The sequence below is a fragment of the Brenneria uluponensis genome (assembly GCF_032395385.1).
In the GTDB taxonomy this organism is placed as follows: domain Bacteria; phylum Pseudomonadota; class Gammaproteobacteria; order Enterobacterales; family Enterobacteriaceae; genus Prodigiosinella; species Prodigiosinella aquatilis.
In genome coordinates this window covers 4866765-4882445 of the sequence record NZ_CP135917.1, presented here as the reverse complement: position 1 = coordinate 4882445, position 15681 = coordinate 4866765, and the positions used below count along the sequence as shown (strand labels likewise).

The 15681-nt window shown below is 50.1% G+C and carries 15 protein-coding genes; 7 read left to right on the top strand and 8 right to left on the bottom strand.

What is annotated here, in order from left to right; all coding sequences use genetic code 11:
• Nucleotides 1-3: 3 nt before the first annotated feature.
• From RS889_RS22740 to RS889_RS22725, 4 genes are read left to right on the top strand one after another with little or no spacing between them, the layout of a single operon-like run.
• A complete protein-coding gene (locus tag RS889_RS22740; RefSeq protein ID WP_021013889.1) occupies nt 4-900 on the top strand; it encodes an ABC transporter permease subunit in 897 nt (298 codons plus the stop codon).
• Between the two features lie 9 nt (nt 901-909).
• The gene (locus tag RS889_RS22735) at nt 910-1968 is read left to right on the top strand and encodes a DmpA family aminopeptidase (protein ID WP_315708795.1); all 1059 of its coding nucleotides are present in this window, start codon (nt 910-912) and stop codon (nt 1966-1968) included.
• A 10-nt stretch (nt 1969-1978) separates the two neighbouring features.
• Nucleotides 1979-2800: a M55 family metallopeptidase gene (locus tag RS889_RS22730; protein WP_315708794.1), complete on the top strand. Its 822-nt coding sequence runs from the start codon at nt 1979-1981 to the stop codon at nt 2798-2800.
• Between the two features lie 40 nt (nt 2801-2840).
• Nucleotides 2841-3800, top strand: coding sequence for an isoaspartyl peptidase/L-asparaginase family protein (locus RS889_RS22725; protein WP_315708793.1), 960 nt, complete (start codon nt 2841-2843; stop codon nt 3798-3800).
• A gap of 261 nt (nt 3801-4061) precedes the next feature.
• Here the strand turns inward: RS889_RS22725 and rsmJ are convergent, their stop codons facing one another.
• Nucleotides 4062-4823 carry a 16S rRNA (guanine(1516)-N(2))-methyltransferase RsmJ gene (rsmJ, locus tag RS889_RS22720; protein ID WP_021013893.1) on the bottom strand — a complete coding sequence of 254 codons (762 nt, stop codon included), beginning with the start codon at nt 4821-4823 and terminating at the stop codon, nt 4062-4064.
• A complete protein-coding gene (gene prlC / locus RS889_RS22715) occupies nt 4820-6862 on the bottom strand; it encodes an oligopeptidase A (protein WP_037381022.1) in 2043 nt (680 codons plus the stop codon). Before prlC ends, rsmJ begins: the two co-directional genes overlap by 4 nt.
• 429 nt (nt 6863-7291) lie before the next feature.
• Between prlC and RS889_RS22710 the strand changes: the two genes are divergently transcribed.
• Nucleotides 7292-8134, top strand: a complete 843-nt coding sequence (locus RS889_RS22710; protein WP_290181162.1) for a 23S rRNA (adenine(2030)-N(6))-methyltransferase RlmJ — start codon at nt 7292-7294, stop codon at nt 8132-8134.
• A gap of 149 nt (nt 8135-8283) precedes the next feature.
• Nucleotides 8284-9633 (top strand): glutathione-disulfide reductase, encoded by a 1350-nt coding sequence (gene gorA, locus RS889_RS22705; RefSeq protein ID WP_315708792.1) that lies wholly within the window; start codon nt 8284-8286, stop codon nt 9631-9633.
• Nucleotides 9634-9891: 258 nt separating this feature from the next.
• On the opposite strand, the gene RS889_RS22700 is transcribed toward gorA, so the two are convergent.
• Nucleotides 9892-10530, bottom strand: coding sequence for a LysE family translocator (locus RS889_RS22700; RefSeq protein WP_315708791.1), 639 nt, complete (start codon nt 10528-10530; stop codon nt 9892-9894).
• Entirely contained in the window at nt 10530-11321 is a 792-nt protein-coding gene (locus RS889_RS22695; protein ID WP_315708790.1) for a YqcI/YcgG family protein, read from the bottom strand. Before RS889_RS22695 ends, RS889_RS22700 begins: the two co-directional genes overlap by 1 nt.
• A gap of 121 nt (nt 11322-11442) precedes the next feature.
• On the opposite strand from RS889_RS22695, the gene RS889_RS22690 reads away from it, so the two are divergent.
• A complete protein-coding gene (locus RS889_RS22690) occupies nt 11443-12354 on the top strand; it encodes a LysR substrate-binding domain-containing protein (protein WP_315708789.1) in 912 nt (303 codons plus the stop codon).
• Here RS889_RS22690 and RS889_RS22685 read toward each other — a convergent pair.
• From RS889_RS22685 to RS889_RS22670, 4 genes are all read right to left on the bottom strand, one after another.
• Complete coding sequence (locus RS889_RS22685; protein ID WP_315708788.1) at nt 12342-13016, bottom strand: YitT family protein; 675 nt, start codon at nt 13014-13016, stop codon at nt 12342-12344. The two genes, RS889_RS22690 and RS889_RS22685, sit on opposite strands and share 13 nt — an antisense overlap.
• A gap of 296 nt (nt 13017-13312) precedes the next feature.
• Nucleotides 13313-14575, bottom strand: a complete 1263-nt coding sequence (gene ulaA / locus RS889_RS22680) for a PTS ascorbate transporter subunit IIC (RefSeq protein WP_315708787.1) — start codon at nt 14573-14575, stop codon at nt 13313-13315.
• 115 nt (nt 14576-14690) lie between these two features.
• Complete coding sequence (locus RS889_RS22675; RefSeq protein ID WP_315708786.1) at nt 14691-14957, bottom strand: PTS sugar transporter subunit IIB; 267 nt, start codon at nt 14955-14957, stop codon at nt 14691-14693.
• 17 nt (nt 14958-14974) lie between these two features.
• Entirely contained in the window at nt 14975-15421 is a 447-nt protein-coding gene (locus tag RS889_RS22670) for a PTS sugar transporter subunit IIA (protein ID WP_315708785.1), read from the bottom strand.
• Nucleotides 15422-15681: the final 260 nt, after the last annotated feature.

Here is a 15681-nt window from a genome sequence, read left to right as displayed (position 1 = left end):
GCGATGAATCTTCCTGCTGAGCCCGCTGTGGCGGTATCTCTTGACGAAAGCTCTATCCGTTCACCGTGGAGCGATTTTTTTCACGCCTTTATTCGCAATCCGACGGCGCTGGTTTCCGGTGGATTTATTCTGCTGCTGGTCTTGATGGCGATTTTTGCGCCCTGGTTGGCACCTTATAACCCGATGGACTCGGACTGGATGGCGCTCTCCTCACCACCGTCTTTCAGCCACTGGATGGGGACCGATGATCTGGGGCGCGATGTGCTGAGTCGTATCATTTATGGCGCGCGGATTTCGCTGTATATCGGTATTTTCTCTGTCACGTTGGGTATGCTGGTGGGCATTGTGCTCGGTCTGCTGGCCGGCTACTACGGCCGTTGGGCGGATATGTTGATCATGCGTGGTGCGGACGTGCTATTCGCTTTTCCCGGCATGCTGCTGGCGATTGCGGTGGTCGCCATCCTCGGGCCAGGTCTGAATAACGTGATTATTGCGGTGGCGGTATTCAGCGTACCGGTATTTGCCCGTATTGTGCGCGCTTCCACATTGTCGCTCAAACAAGCCGCCTATGTGGAGGCCGTACGCTGCGCCGGTGCGCCGGATCGTATTATCCTGTTGCGTCATATTTTGCCGGGTACGTTGTCCAATGTGATCGTCTATTTCACCATGCGTATTGGCACCAGCATCATCACGGCGGCCAGCCTGAGTTTTATCGGCCTCGGCCCGGAACCGGATGTGCCGGAATGGGGCAACATTCTGGCCATGAGCCGCAGTTCGATGATGGCCGGACAGTGGCATGTCAGCGTATTCCCCGGTCTGGCGATTTTCTTCACCGTGTTGGCGTTCAACCTGCTGGGTGATGCGCTGCGTGATACGCTGGATCCAAAACTGAAAAGCTGAGATATCGACATGACTTGCTACCAACAGGCACGACTGGCTCCACTGCTGCGACGCTGGCGCGATGAGCGCCGACTGGGTTCCCCGCGAGGTATCAGCGGGCCGGGCAACAGTATCAGCGATGTTGCCGGGGTGCGTGTTGGTCATGTTACGTTGGCGGATGGCGGGATTCAGACTGGTGTCACCGCCATTGTTCCGTCCGGCGATAATCTGTTTCTTCAACCGTTGCCTTGCGGCGCGGCGGTACTCAACGGTTTTGCCAAACCAGTGGGCTTGATACAGATTGAAGAATTGGGCCAGTTGCAAACTCCTATTCTACTCGGCAATACGTTGTCGGTTGGCACGCTGTTTACCACGCTGGTGCGGGATGCTATTCATAAAAACTCGGAACTGGGCCGTGAACTGCCCACCGTTAATCCACTGGCGCTGGAGTGCAACGACGGTTGGCTGAACGATATTCAGGCCCTGGCGGTGACGGAATCAATGGCGCAGTCCGCATTGAATAATGCTGCTGCAACGTTTGCACGCGGCAGCGTCGGTGCTGGTCGCGGTATGAGCTGCTTCGGCTTGAAAGGTGGCATCGGTACTGCGTCACGCCTGATTCCGGATCTTGACGCCACGCTGGGCGTGCTGGTTCTGGCGAACTTCGGCACGCTCTCCGCCTTGACACTGGACGGTGTACAGGCCGGAGATGTTATCGCGCCGCTGCTGCCAGCGCTGACACCGCAGCGGGATGCTGGATCGATCATCATTATTATGGCGACTGACGCACCACTCGATGCGCGTCAGCTCAGCCGCATTGCCAAACGCGCCGGGGCCGGACTGGGCCGGCTCGGTAGCTATTGGGGCCACGGTTCCGGTGATATCGCGGTGGCTTTTTCTACCCGATCGATACCACAACCACCGGATGATGCCCGGCTTGAACCCTTACTGAGTGCCGCCGCCGATGCGACTGAACATGCCGTGCTGGATGCCATGCTACAGGCAGAAGCGGTGACGGGTTTTCGCGGACATTATCGGCCCACACTGACGCAGGTGCTGGATCGTCTGGTACAGGTTTTTCCCGATTAAGGAACGAGTCATGAGAGTCTTTATTTCAGCGGATATTGAAGGTATTGCCGGTGTGATGCGTCCGGAGCAATGCAGCCCCGGCAATCCGGAATATCAGCTCGCTCGCGGGCTGATGGAACAAGAAGTGAACGCTGCCATTGACGGCTCGTTTGCCGGTGGTGCCACCGAAGTGGTGGTCGCCGACAGCCATGGAGCGATGACCAATCTGCGTGCAGAGAATATCGATGCACGTGCCCGGTTGGTACAGGGCAAACCGCGTGGATTATCCATGGTGGAAGGGCTGCAACAGCAGCCGTTCGATGGCCTGATGTTCATCGGTTATCACAGTGCCGCCGGCGAATTTGGTGTGTTGGCGCACACCATTAATGGCCGTGCTTTCTACCGGGTAAAAATCAATGGCGAAATCATGGGCGAAAGCGATATTTATGCCGCTGCCGGGGCCGAGCTGAATACCCCACTGTGGCTGGTGAGCGGTGACGACACCCTGCAACACTGGATTTCACATTATTACCCGGCGGCGGATTATGTGTGCGTGAAACGGGCTATTTCCCAGACTGCCGCAGAGTCCCTCAGCCCGGAAGCGGCCCGCCAGGCTATCCGTATCGCCGCCACACAAGCGGTACAGAAGGCGCACCGGGAAAAAACATCGCGCATACAGGCACCGTATCAACTGGAAATGATGGTAGCCAAACCAGTTTTGGCGGATCTGTTCTGCCTGATCCCCGGCGTGCAGCGTCAGGATGCGATTACGGTGACTTACACCAGCCAGACCATGGTCGGTATTATCAGCCTGTTGTGTGCTTTTTCTTATCTGGCCACCACGCAGAATTAACGTTTGGCGATAATCTCATCTGTTGAAAAAGAGAAATGCAATGAAACCGGTTATTGTGATCCACGGCGGCGCAGGGGCGCTGACCCGCTCATCAATGAGCGATGATAAAGAACAACGTTATCGTGCGGCTCTGCTGGCGGTTATCAGCCGTGGTCAGGAGATTCTGGCTCAAAGTGGTACGGCGCTGGACGCGGTGACGGAGGCGGTTCGTCTACTGGAAGAGTGTCCGTTATTTAACGCCGGCAGAGGTTCGGTGTTTACCCATTCGGGTACGCATGAACTGGATGCCAGCATGATGGATGGTCGCACACTGGATGCTGGTGCCATTACTGGTGTCAGTCATGTTCGTAACCCGATACTCGCGGCCCGGGCCGTGCTGGAGCGCAGTCCGCATGTGATGTTTACCGCAGCTGGTGCTGAAGCTTTTGCTCGTGAGCAAGGGTTGGAGATGGTGGAACCGGCATTCTTTTCTACCGAAGAGCGCTATCAACAACTGCTGAATGCCCAGCAAGGCGCGGGCAAAGTCGTGCTGGATCATGATGGACAAAGCGCGTCAGGCAGTGATGAACCTATCGATCCCAACCACAAATTCGGCACTGTCGGTGCGGTGGCGCTGGATGCTGAGGGCAATCTGGCGGCGGCGACATCGACTGGCGGCATGACCAATAAGCAAGTGGGGCGTGTTGGCGACTCACCGATTATCGGCGCGGGTTGTTATGCTAACAACCAGACTGTCGCGGTTTCCTGTACTGGTACCGGTGAGGTCTTTATGCGCACGGTGGCCGCCTATGACGTATCGGCTTTGATGGAATACGGCAATATGCCACTGCCGCAGGCAGCAGAGCGGGTGGTGATGGAAAAAATACATGCGCTGGGTGGTAGCGGTGGCCTGATTGCCGTTGACCGCTATGGCAATATTGCTTTGCCGTTTAACAGTGAAGGTATGTACCGCGGTTACGCTTATGTGGGTGGTACACCGACGGTGGGGATCTACAAATAATCGTCACGAGTGTGATGATAATGTTGTGCCTCAGCCCGGGATACCTGGCCCACCAGCGCTGGGTGTCATTCCAGTGGTTTCGCCGCTATGACCTATCGACGTGCGCTCTGATATCTGACTAAATTAGTCGCTTTGCCATTTATGACCTCCTCCCTTTTTTCAAGGGCGGCGTTAACCCGATTTAGATCATGGTGTTACCCCTGCCCTTGTAAAAGGGGGCAGGGGTTGGCATCAGAATGTTTGTTATCAAACGTGGTCACCTCACTCGTGGTGAGGTGGTTGTGGCAGATAAAAATCAAAGCGGTGGCTTTTGGTTTCCAGCGCGGATTGTGCCGGAATACCGGCCAGCGGCGGGGCATAGTCAGGGCGTTTGACCACCACGCGTTTTTTCGCCAGCGCCAGCGCCGGCGCCAGTAGTGCATCAGCATCGTCATCGGTGCCGACCAGTGTCTGGAACACTCGCATCTCTTTTTTCACCAGCGCGCTTTTTTGTCGGTGAGGAAACATTGGGTCTAGATACACCACGTCAGGCGGTGGGGTGATGGCGGCCAGTGCGGTCACGCTGGAAGCATGGATCAACGTCAGGCGTTCACGTAACCAGCCACCAATCTCAGGATGCCGATAACCGCGCTGTAAACCATCATCCAGCAGCGCGGCGACGACGGGGTTACGCTCGACCATGCGCACACGGCAACCCAGTGATGCCAATATAAACGCGTCACGCCCCAGTCCGGCGGTGGCGTCCACGACATCCGGCAGGTAATTCTTTTTGATCCCTACCGCCTTGGCAACCGCTTCGCCGCGGCCACCGCCAAAGCGACGGCGGTGCGTCATGGCTCCTGAGGCAAAATCGACGTAAATTGCCCCAAGTTTTGGTTCATCCAGTTTGCGCAACTCTAGCCGTTGTGGCGTTAACACCAGTGCTATTGTGGCGTTTGGATCGACAACTAATCCCCATCGCTCGGCTAATGCGTTGAGAGGGCCGTTGTCGGCACCCTCTTCGGTCAACAAGCCAATCTTCACTCTTTAATGCCGTAATGGTGCAGCATGGCATCCAGTTTCGGTTCACGACCACGGAAGCGTTTAAACAGTTCCATCGGTTCTTCCGAACCACCACGAGACAGGATGTTATCCAGGAATGATTGGCCGGTAGCGCGGTTGAAAATACCTTCCTCTTCAAAACGGGAATAGGCATCAGCCGCCAGCACATCTGCCCACAGGTAGCTGTAATAACCAGCAGCATAACCACCGGCAAACACGTGGCTGAATGCGTGCGGGAAACGGCCCCAGCTTGGGCTGGGTACGACGGCGACCTGCGCCTTGATTTCGGCCAGTGTCGGCAGGATACGGGCACCTTTGGCCGGGTCGTATTCGGTATGCAGGCGGAAATCAAACAGGCCGAATTCCAACTGACGCAGGATGAATAGCGCAGCCTGATAGTTTTTGGCCGCCAGCATTTTATCCAGCATCGCTTGTGGCAGAGGTTCTCCGGTTTCGTAATGACCAGAGATGAATGCCAGCGCGTCAGGTTCCCAGCACCAGTTTTCCATAAACTGACTCGGTAGCTCGACCGCATCCCATGGCACACCGTTGATGCCAGCGACACCAGCGGTATCGATTTGAGTCAGCATATGGTGCAGCCCGTGGCCGAATTCATGGAACAGCGTCGTCACTTCATTATGGGTGAACAGCGCTGGTTTACCGTTAACTGGGCGGTTGAAGTTGCAGGTCAGGTATGCCACTGGTTTCTGGATGTCGCCGTTGTCTTTGCGCAGACGACCGACACAGTCATCCATCCAGGCACCACCACGTTTGTTTTCGCGGGCATACAGGTCGAGATAGAAGCTGCCACGCAGTTCACCATTTTCATCAAACAGATCGAAAAAGCGGACTTCCGGATGCCATACGTCGATGTCCATGCGCTCTTCGGCACGGATGCCATACAGGCGGTTCACGACTTCAAACAACCCTTTTAGTACGCGTGATTCAGGGAAGTAAGGGCGTAGTTGTTCGTCACTGATGGAATAAAGGTGCTGTTTTTGATGCTCGCTGTAGTAGGCGATGTCCCAGGCCTGCAATTCTTCCACACCATAATGTTCTTTGGCGAAAGCGAGCAGTTGCGCCAATTCCTGTTCCCCCTGGGGACGGGCACGTTTGGCCAGATCGGTCAGGAAGTCGATAACCTGCTGTGGCGTTTCCGCCATTTTGGTGGCCAGGGATTTATGAGCAAAACTCTCGAAACCCAGCAGTTGCGCCAGTTCGTGGCGTAGCGCTAGTTCCTCGGCCATGACCTCACTGTTATCCCACTTACCGGCATGCGGCCCCTGATCGGAAGCGCGGGTGGCGTAAGCGCGGTACATCTCTTCACGCAATGCCTGATTAGCGCAGTACATCATAATGGGCTGATAGCTGGGGATATCCAACGTCAGCAGCCAGCCATCCTGTTCTTTGCTCTCCGCTAGCGCTTTGGCTGCTGCCAGCGCGCTTTCCGGCAATCCTTCCAGCTCGCTGACATCGGTGATCAATTTGGACCAACCCATAGTGGCGTCCAGCACATTGTTGCTGTAGAGCGACCCCAATTCGGACAGACGTGCTGTGATTTCACCGTAGCGCTTTTGTTGGTCGGCGGGCAGGGCGATACCGGACAGTTCGAAGTCGCGTAACGCGTTATCCACGGTTTTTTTCTGTGCCACGCTGAGTGCCGCGTAGTGTGTACCGTCGCGCAGGTCGCGGTAAGCACGGTACAACCCGGCGTGCTGGCCTACCCAGGTACTGTATTCAGAGAGTAACGGCAGACACTGTTCATAGGCAGTGCGCAGTTCGGGGCTGTTTTTGACCGAGTTCAGGTGACTGACGGGCGAAAAGAGGCGTCCCAGTCGGTCATCACTTGCAGTCAGTGGCTGGCACAGGGTTTCCCAGGTAAAAGGTCCTGACTGTGCGACAACCTGCTCCACCGCCTGACGGCAGTCATCCAGTGCGGCCTGTATGGCAGGCACAATATCTTCCGTTTTTATCCGGGAGAAAGGCGGCAGGGTAAACGAGGTAAGTAATGGATTGGTCATGGCGCAGTCCTGAATAGCGTTGATGATTCCTTGTCCTGTCACTGACAAGGCTGACATAACTTGCGGATTAACCACTAAGATGAGGTCAAAGATTGTGAAAATCAATGGCTGAAAAGCCACCCCGAAAGCATCTTCCATCATGTGACGAAACACCGCACATGTTTTTGGTGGTTTTTACCTTAGAATGCGGGGAAATGCGCAAAACTTCAGGAAAAGCGCTGTATATCGGTATTGGCGGGTTATTTTGTGCACCCGACAGTTTATACTGTGCCAATAATGCTTTTCTGTCTTAGTAGTTAATGCATTGATTCAAAATGAATTTTTTGTTTTATTAGAATGATGTGTACGTATGTTCGTGAGTTCGTCAGCAGTCTGGACCGCGCAGGCTCTGTTTTGTTTATATCAAGTCATCGGAAAGCCATTACCACTATGTTAAGTTACCGTCACAGTTTTCACGCTGGCAATCATGCCGATGTCGTGAAGCATACCGTTCAGAGCCTGATCATCACTGCGCTGAAGGAAAAAGAAAAACCCTTTCTGTATCTGGATACGCATGCGGGTGCTGGACGCTACCAGTTGAAAAGCGAACATGCCGAGCGCACTGGAGAATATCTGGAAGGGATTGCCAAAATCTGGCAGCGTGACGATATTCCCGCCGAGCTCGATCCCTATATGCACGTGGTGCGTACTTATAATCCGAGCGGTCAGTTGCGTTATTACCCCGGTTCACCACTGATTGCACGTCAGTTACTGCGTGAGCAGGACAAAATTCATCTCACCGAGCTGCATTCCAGTGATTTTCCGCTGTTACGTAATGAGTTTCAGAAAGATTCTCGCGCCCGTGTCATCAAGGCCGATGGTTATCAGCAACTGCGCTCCCAATTGCCGCCGCTGTCGCGCCGTGGTTTTATTCTGATTGATCCGCCATATGAGCTGAAAACCGATTACCAGGCTGTGGTGGAAGGGATCAAAGAAGGGCACAAACGCTTCGCCACTGGCACATATGCGTTATGGTACCCGGTGGTGCTGCGCCAGCATATCAAACGGCTACTGAAAGATCTGGAAGCCAGCGGTATCCGTAACATCCTGCAAATTGAACTGGCGGTGCTGCCAGATAGCGATCGGCACGGTATGACAGCCTCCGGTATGATCGTGATTAATCCGCCATGGAAACTGGAAGCGCAAATGAAAAGTGTGCTGCCGTGGTTGCATCAGGTGTTGGTACCGGCCGGTACGGGCCATACGCGGGTGGAATGGGTAGTGCCTGAATAAATGACCATAAATTCGACGTCTGTCAGTGTTCAATATCGGAGCGGATAGCATTGCCCTATTTCAGCAATAACAAAAGTGGCCTTTGCGAGAAGGCGATCACTGGCGTTACACTCTAAGCAACTTTTTATTTGCATAAGCAGGATCCCTTGATGACTAAACATTACGACTACCTTTCCATTGGCGGCGGCAGTGGCGGTATTGCTTCGATTAACCGTGCGGCCATGTATGGGAAGAAATGTGCGTTGATTGAAGCGAAATATCTGGGCGGCACCTGCGTTAATGTCGGGTGTGTGCCGAAGAAAATCATGTGGCATGCTGCGCAAATAGCAGAAGCGATTCATCAGTATGGCCCGGATTACGGTTTTGACGTGACGGTGAATCATTTCAACTGGGATCGGTTGCTTGAAAATCGTAGTGCCTACATCGACCGGATCCATCAGTCTTACGACAATGTGCTGGGTAAAAATAGTGTTGATGTGATTCAGGGGTTCGCTCGCTTTGTGGATGCACACACCGTAGAAGTAAATGGTGAACGCATCACCGCCGAGCATATTTTAATCGCAACCGGTGGACGTCCTACCCATCCGAATATTCCTGGCGTGGAATATGGTATCGATTCGGATGGTTTTTTTGAGCTGCAAGCGCTGCCGAAACGCGTAGCGGTGGTGGGTGCTGGTTATATCGCGGTAGAAATTGCCGGTGTGCTGAATGCTCTGGGTGCAGAAACACACCTGTTTGTACGTAAGCACGCGCCGTTGCGTCAGTTTGATCCGCTGATTGTTGATACATTGCTGGAAGTGATGAACACCGAAGGCCCGACGCTGTATACCGAATCGATTCCCAAAGCGGTGGTGAAAAACGCGGATGACAGCCTGACGCTACAGTTGGAAAATGGCGCAGAACATACAGTGGATTGCCTGATCTGGGCGATTGGCCGTGAGCCAGCTACCGATAAGCTGAATCTGGCGGCGGCGGGTGTTGCGCTGGATGAACAGGGCTACATCACGGTGGATAAGTTTCAGAACACCAATGTGCAGAACATCTATGCTGTCGGTGACAATACTGGCGCGGTGGAACTGACGCCAGTGGCTGTTGCCGCAGGTCGTCGTCTCTCTGAACGTCTGTTTAACAACAAACCGGACGAGCATCTGGATTACACCAATGTTCCGACTGTGGTGTTCAGTCACCCGCCGATTGGCACCGTAGGCCTGACCGAGCCACAGGCGCGCCAGCAGTATGGCGATCAGGTGAAGGTGTACAAATCATCGTTTACGGCGATGTATACCGCCGTGACCCAACACCGTCAGCCATGTCGTATGAAACTGGTATGTGTGGGGCCGGAAGAGAAGATTGTCGGCATACACGGTATCGGCTTTGGCATGGATGAAATGCTGCAAGGTTTTGCGGTGGCGGTGAAAATGGGCGCGACCAAACAGGATTTCGATAACACCGTAGCGATTCACCCGACGGCATCAGAAGAGTTCGTTACTATGAGGTGATGGTGTGTAGAAAAGCTACTTGTGCAGCTTTTCTAGCGATCAAAATCTGGAAGTTTCAATCATCAGGTCAGGTACTTCGGTATCCTGACCTTTTTTACGACGGGTGAAATTGCAGTCCTGACGAAGCACCCTGATTTATGGGTGACACTGAATTGAGTCCGGGATCAAAAAACGAGATCTCAAAAAATTAGCAGGACTAAAAATGCAATCCTCAGGGATACCGTGAAAAGATATTGAGGCTAATTAACGTTGTCCATTTTAGCAGAGCAGCTCATGACTGGTATAAGTAAAACCGGCTATCGCTATCAATAGTAAAAAAATGGATGACGTTATAGAGACCTTTCTTTTATTTCGGCTGAAAAATGTCCCTTTTGTGATGAAAATATAAAAAAGTAATATCATGAAATCCATAACTATCCACACACTGGAAAGTACCACCATACTGATACTGAAAGAGCGAGTGATACCGGTGAACTGTGGAAAAAATGAGATGAAAAAAATAATATCTTTGGGATTAGATATACCAACCAAAAACCCTTTAATAAAACCGGTGTTGGTCTGCTCAGAAGGAATTGAATCTGATATTGCGTTTTCGGTTGTATTATTTTTTCTGAAATCCTGATACAAAGATTGCAGTGCAATGTAGGCTAGAAATAAGCAACCTGTCAGGCTGATAATATTAAGAAATGTTCTACTGATCGAAAATACGCCAGCAATGACCATTGCTGCGATGGCGATTAACAGTAGAGAAGCCCAGTTTGTGCCAATGCTGGTGAGAATGGCGCGCCGATGACCACAACGAGAAGTTGTATTAATTATAAGCGCTACAACCGGGCCCGGAGTAATGATTAGCAAAAAAATTGATATCACATACAGTGTCAGTAGTGGAATATTCATTACGCGATCTCCTCGTTATTTTTTTTGGGTTTTATGACGAGAGGGCAACGTTGCAAGACAGTATCACCGGGTTCGTTCAACTGATATTGTCTCCATTCATAATTATGGGAACTACCAAAGAATCCCAATTCATCAGGCACAATACCGTTGTTATAATTGCAAACTCGATTTCTGATTCGTTTTCTGACTTTTATACCCTTTTCATCTTGGTTACTTGCAAGAATATCGAAGTTTTTTCTCGGGTTAATAATAAAAACGATATGACTACCCAAATTACGACTTTTAAGTTTTAGATGATGTGGACAACTTATATTAATAAAGAGTTCGATGCCATTAAAACAAAATGACCATAGATGATTATCCGGCTCTGATGGTATGTTATCCGGCCAGTTGGCGGGATCGTTATCGTGAATCATCTGAAGCTGAGACCATGCAAATGCATGTTCTTGAGCCAGACACTGAAAATCTTTTTTTTCGAAAAATAATACCAAAGGACTATATAAACGCTGTTTAACCGGAACGTCCCTGACGAATTTCGTATAATTCATCATACTGTTTATCAGGTCTGACTGCGGATTCTGTTGTGTTACAAAGGTGAATATTAATGATGTGTTTTTAAAAGCATGTCTGCCAAACAGGCAAGGGAAATGACCATTATTCAGTATATTGTTGAATTCACTATAAGCTTTAATTGACCAATCTTCTTGCGTTTGTCCTGGGAGATAATCTCTTGCGATCATCTGAATATCAGACTGTTGATGCAGTTTGCCCACGGTAATTTTTAATTCCATCGTTCTTTTTCCTTAAGTAATACATTTATCAATGTAGGGTAATTATCAGAGGAAGTGATAAAGTTGAAAAACGGGAAAAAGTGTCGTTTACTGTGAGTAAAACTCATTATTGGAGTCTGTCATGATCAGGAGGCTTCCTCCACTTTATGCGTTAAGGGCTTTCGAACAGGCAGCAAGGTACTCTTCCTTTACCCAGGCAGCGCAGGTGTTATCAATTACTCCCAGTGCAGTCAGTCGACATATCAAAACACTGGAAGAAGATTTTGGCTGCCAGCTTTTTATACGGATCGGGCCTCGTGTAGAAGTAACCACAGCAGGTAAAATATTGGCACAACAACTGCGGGAAGGATTCCATACGCTAGAGAAGGCTTGTGAGATTTTCCGTAGTAACAGCAGTGATCTGCGGTTAAAGGCCCCTTCCACACTAACAATGCGCTGGTTGTTGGGTATTTTACCGGCGTTTAGTGAGGAAAACTCATCTATTCATGTCCAGATCTCCAGTGTCTGGATGGACTTCGATACGATCAACTTTTCTAACGAGCCTTATGATTGTGCAATTTTGCTGGGGAATGGGCATTTTGGTGAAGGCACGATCAGTGCCAGGCTATTTGAAGAGTTGCTGATTCCGGTATGTTCGCCAACCCTGACACTTAATAGTAAATCTGACCTTCATCAGTGCGAATTAATTCATCCTTCGCCTGATCGTAGAGACTGGCGGCGTTGGTTAAAAAGAGCAGGTGATGAACTTAAGATCAATATTCATCGCGGTATGGTGTTTGACACGTTGGAACAGGGAAATATGGCTGCCATCAGCGGACATGGTGTATCGGTGGGTGACCTTGTGCTTAGCCTTCAGGCACTAAAACAAGGGGTGTTGATGGCGCCTTTTAATGAGGCAGTTAGTACGGGTGATGGTTATTATCTGGTATGGCCAGAAAATACGCCTCGCAGATCTAACATCGATAAGCTTTATGCCTTTCTGAAAGAGCAAGTGCCAGCCATAACATGGCCTGATATCGTTTATTTACGCTGACTGAGATTTTCTGACGGGTTATTGCCTGCTTGTTCCGATGTTTCGCTATTTCCCTGATAGCGTCCCGGTTTATGCCAGTTCATCAACATGGCGTTCATTGCCAGTGCGCTGATGGCTGACCAGAACAGCAGCATAGAGGGCATTTTCGCCAGTGACACCAGAAATACCAGCACATCCAGCAGCATCTGGGTTTTCCCGGCATTGATATTGAAGCGTTTATATAACCAGAGTGTGATCGCGCCTGTGCCGCCGACAGAAGCATTATGTCTGGCGAGAGACAGAATCCCCATCCCGATGAATGTTCCGCCGACCAGCGCGGAAAACAGTGGATGGATATAGTTGATGACGATCAGATGAGGAATGGCCTGGGTTAGGGTACTGAGTGCGATATTGACGAGTAGGGTTTTCAGCGTAAAGCCCTTACCCATCGAAAAATAACAGAAAATCATGAACGGAATATTGGCAATAATAAAAATAATGCTGATGGGCAGGGATATAAAATAGGAAATCAACAACGCAATACCAGCGATGCCACCGGTAATCATGCCGGAAAGTTTCAGCATATTCAGGCCGACGGCAATAAATAGCACACCCAGCGCCAAACCGTAGATATCATCTTTCAGCGTGTGGGAAGTCGCCGACTTTTTTTTAATGTCAGGCACTGTCCGCAGGATTCTTAGCACGGTATAGATAACCTCACTAAATTGAAAGTGACTTAACTCAGCCATAAGAAATGCATATGTTTGCATTTTTATCGCTTAATAATTCAATTGCGCTTTTACCTTAGCACCAATTAGAGAGCGAGTTTTTACTAAAGATCGATTTTATTTGTCGCTTTATGAGAAGTTTCTAATGCATTGATGGCTATTAGCAGCGGTTATCACTCATATAAGGATCATGAATGCCTGCTTGCGCAGGCATGACGGGATCAAGGAGATGGTCTGAAGGAGAAACGTGCTTAATGAAAAAAGGCAATGGTTTTCCCGAGGATAATGCCGACAATACCGAAATCGGCATCACCAAAGGTGGTGGCAGCAAATCCCAGTTCTCCCATCAGGGGTAATAAAATGGCTGGCAGGAAAGAAATCAGTAACCCCTGGGCAAAGGCGCCGATAACCGCCCCACGTCGGCCACCGGTAATATTGCCGTAAACTCCTGCGGTGGCACCACAAAAGAAGTGGGGTACCAGTCCGGGGACAATGACGCTAAGCCCAAATAGCGGGCAGAGAAACATGCTGATTAACCCGGCCAGAAAGCTGGACAGAAAGCCAATAATGACGGCGTTGGGGGCGAAGGGAAATACCGTTGGGCAATCCAGTGCCGGTTTTGCGTCTTTAACCAGTTTATCCGCAATCCCTTTGAATGCCGGAACAATTTCTGAAATCACCATCCGCACGCCAGCCAGAATAATATACACACCGGCGGCAAAGGTAATGGACTGGATAATGGCAAAGACGATGTAATTTTGTCCGCTGCTTACCTGCGTTTCAGTGAACGCTTTTCCGGCGATGATCACCAGAACGATAAACAGAATCATCATCGTCAATGAAATGGCAACAGAGGAGTCACGCAGAAAGTTCAGTGTCTTCGGGACTTTCAACTCCTCAATGGAAGGGCTGCCTTTTCCTACCACTTTGCCCACCAGCGCGGCGAGAAGATATCCGGTTGAACCAAAATGCCCTAGTGCCAAATCATCCGAATGGGTGATTTTACGGGTAAACGGTTGCAGGATTGCCGGACTGACCACCATTAAGGTACCCAGGATCAGTGACCCAATGATAATTAGCCCCGCGCCATGTATGCCTCCGGTGGAGAGAATAACGGCCAGCAAGGCTGCCATATACAGCGTGTGGTGACCCGTCAGGAAGATGTATTTCAGCGGGGTAATACGCGCAAGAATGATATTAACAGCCATGCCAAAAACCATGATCATGGCGGTTTCTGTGCCGAAATTATCCTGTGCCAGGGCGGCAATGACGTCATTATTTGGCACGACACCCTGCATATTGAAAGAGTGTTCAAATAACTGACTGAAAATATTCAACGTGGTTGCAATTAACTTCGCGCCGGCGATGAGAATAACAAAACCCATAACGGTTTTGAGGGTGCCGGAAATAACATCGGAGAGCGCTTTCTTTTGGAGTATTAACCCCAGCAATGAAAAAAGACCGACTAATATTGCGGGTGTTCCGAGAACATCCATCATAATAAATTGCAGCATATGTGACTCCATTATACCGCATAGATCTTGAGATGCAGGAAGGCGGAAACCAAGTAATGAAGATAACGCACCTGCAACCTGAAAGATGGCGGGTATCTGTTTTTAATGACGGTTGTTATAGATGCTCAGACAATATTTCTTTAATTCTGTTATTGTCCAATAAGTTTGTCAGACCAAATATTTTTGCACCAGGTATTTGTATTTGTTCGACAATATCTTTTGCACCCAGAATAATATCGGCGTTCTCCGTTTTTGCTGAGGTTAAATCGGTATGGCTGACAGTGGCCTCTTTGCCTAATTCAATAATTATTTTTTTGACATTCATCTCGACAATAAAACTACTACCAAGACCATTGCCACAGACAATAAGTATTTTTTTCATGTTATTCCTCGTTATTATCAATCGCAGTTTGCCAATAGGGTGTGAATGCTTTCTGGTGTATTGGCGGTAATTAATGTTTGCAGGCGAGTTTCATCGCTGAATAATTCAGCGAGCTGGGTAATCATGGCGATGTGTTCACTGCCTGAAATGGCACACAACATGATCACGACATACACCGGGTCGTTGTCTGGTGTTCCAAAACTGATTCCCTGATTGATATGTAACAGGGAAAGCCCATTTCTTAATACGCCTTGCTCTGGCCGGGCGTGAGGCATTGCCAAACCGGGAGCCAGAACGTAATAAGGCCCTTGCTGCTGGTGAGACGTGAAAATTGCATCGATGTATTCGGGGTTAATACATTTGTCTGCCATCAGTGGAGCCGCAACAAGATGTATTGCCTCCTGCCAGTTGTTAACTGATTCCACAACATGGATTTTTTCAGGTGTAAGCCAGCGGGAAAGCATGAGCACCTCATAACCGGTTGATTGTCGGGTCCAATGTAGGGGATAACATAGTCCCTTTTCTGTGATTCATTTCTCAAAGTTAGCGCTAACATTGTAAAATGTTAAAAAATAAGTTAACGCTAACATTACGAATGCAATAATGATGAACAGGCTCAGCACGTTGAAAGTGCCAAGAGGCCGTTCACGCCCCTCCGCGATGGTTTTTGTGGCGTTTGACATGGCGTCGCGCAAGCAATCCCTTTAAGCTTCATCATGTTGTT

Bases quoted from the DNA above. Each gene is read 5' to 3' on its own strand.
- RS889_RS22740 (WP_021013889.1), top strand. From the start codon at position 4: ATGAATCTTCCTGCTGAGCCCGCTGTGGCGGTATCTCTTGACGAAAGC.
- RS889_RS22735 (WP_315708795.1), top strand. From the start codon at position 910: ATGACTTGCTACCAACAGGCACGACTGGCTCCACTGCTGCGACGCTGG.
- RS889_RS22730 (WP_315708794.1), top strand. From the start codon at position 1,979: ATGAGAGTCTTTATTTCAGCGGATATTGAAGGTATTGCCGGTGTGATG.
- RS889_RS22725 (WP_315708793.1), top strand. From the start codon at position 2,841: ATGAAACCGGTTATTGTGATCCACGGCGGCGCAGGGGCGCTGACCCGC.
- prlC (WP_037381022.1), bottom strand. From the start codon at position 6,862: ATGACCAATCCATTACTTACCTCGTTTACCCTGCCGCCTTTCTCCCGG.
- RS889_RS22710 (WP_290181162.1), top strand. From the start codon at position 7,292: ATGTTAAGTTACCGTCACAGTTTTCACGCTGGCAATCATGCCGATGTC.
- gorA (WP_315708792.1), top strand. From the start codon at position 8,284: ATGACTAAACATTACGACTACCTTTCCATTGGCGGCGGCAGTGGCGGT.
- RS889_RS22700 (WP_315708791.1), bottom strand. From the start codon at position 10,530: ATGAATATTCCACTACTGACACTGTATGTGATATCAATTTTTTTGCTA.
- RS889_RS22695 (WP_315708790.1), bottom strand. From the start codon at position 11,321: ATGGAATTAAAAATTACCGTGGGCAAACTGCATCAACAGTCTGATATT.
- RS889_RS22690 (WP_315708789.1), top strand. From the start codon at position 11,443: ATGATCAGGAGGCTTCCTCCACTTTATGCGTTAAGGGCTTTCGAACAG.
- ulaA (WP_315708787.1), bottom strand. From the start codon at position 14,575: ATGCTGCAATTTATTATGATGGATGTTCTCGGAACACCCGCAATATTA.
- RS889_RS22675 (WP_315708786.1), bottom strand. From the start codon at position 14,957: ATGAAAAAAATACTTATTGTCTGTGGCAATGGTCTTGGTAGTAGTTTT.
- RS889_RS22670 (WP_315708785.1), bottom strand. From the start codon at position 15,421: ATGCTTTCCCGCTGGCTTACACCTGAAAAAATCCATGTTGTGGAATCA.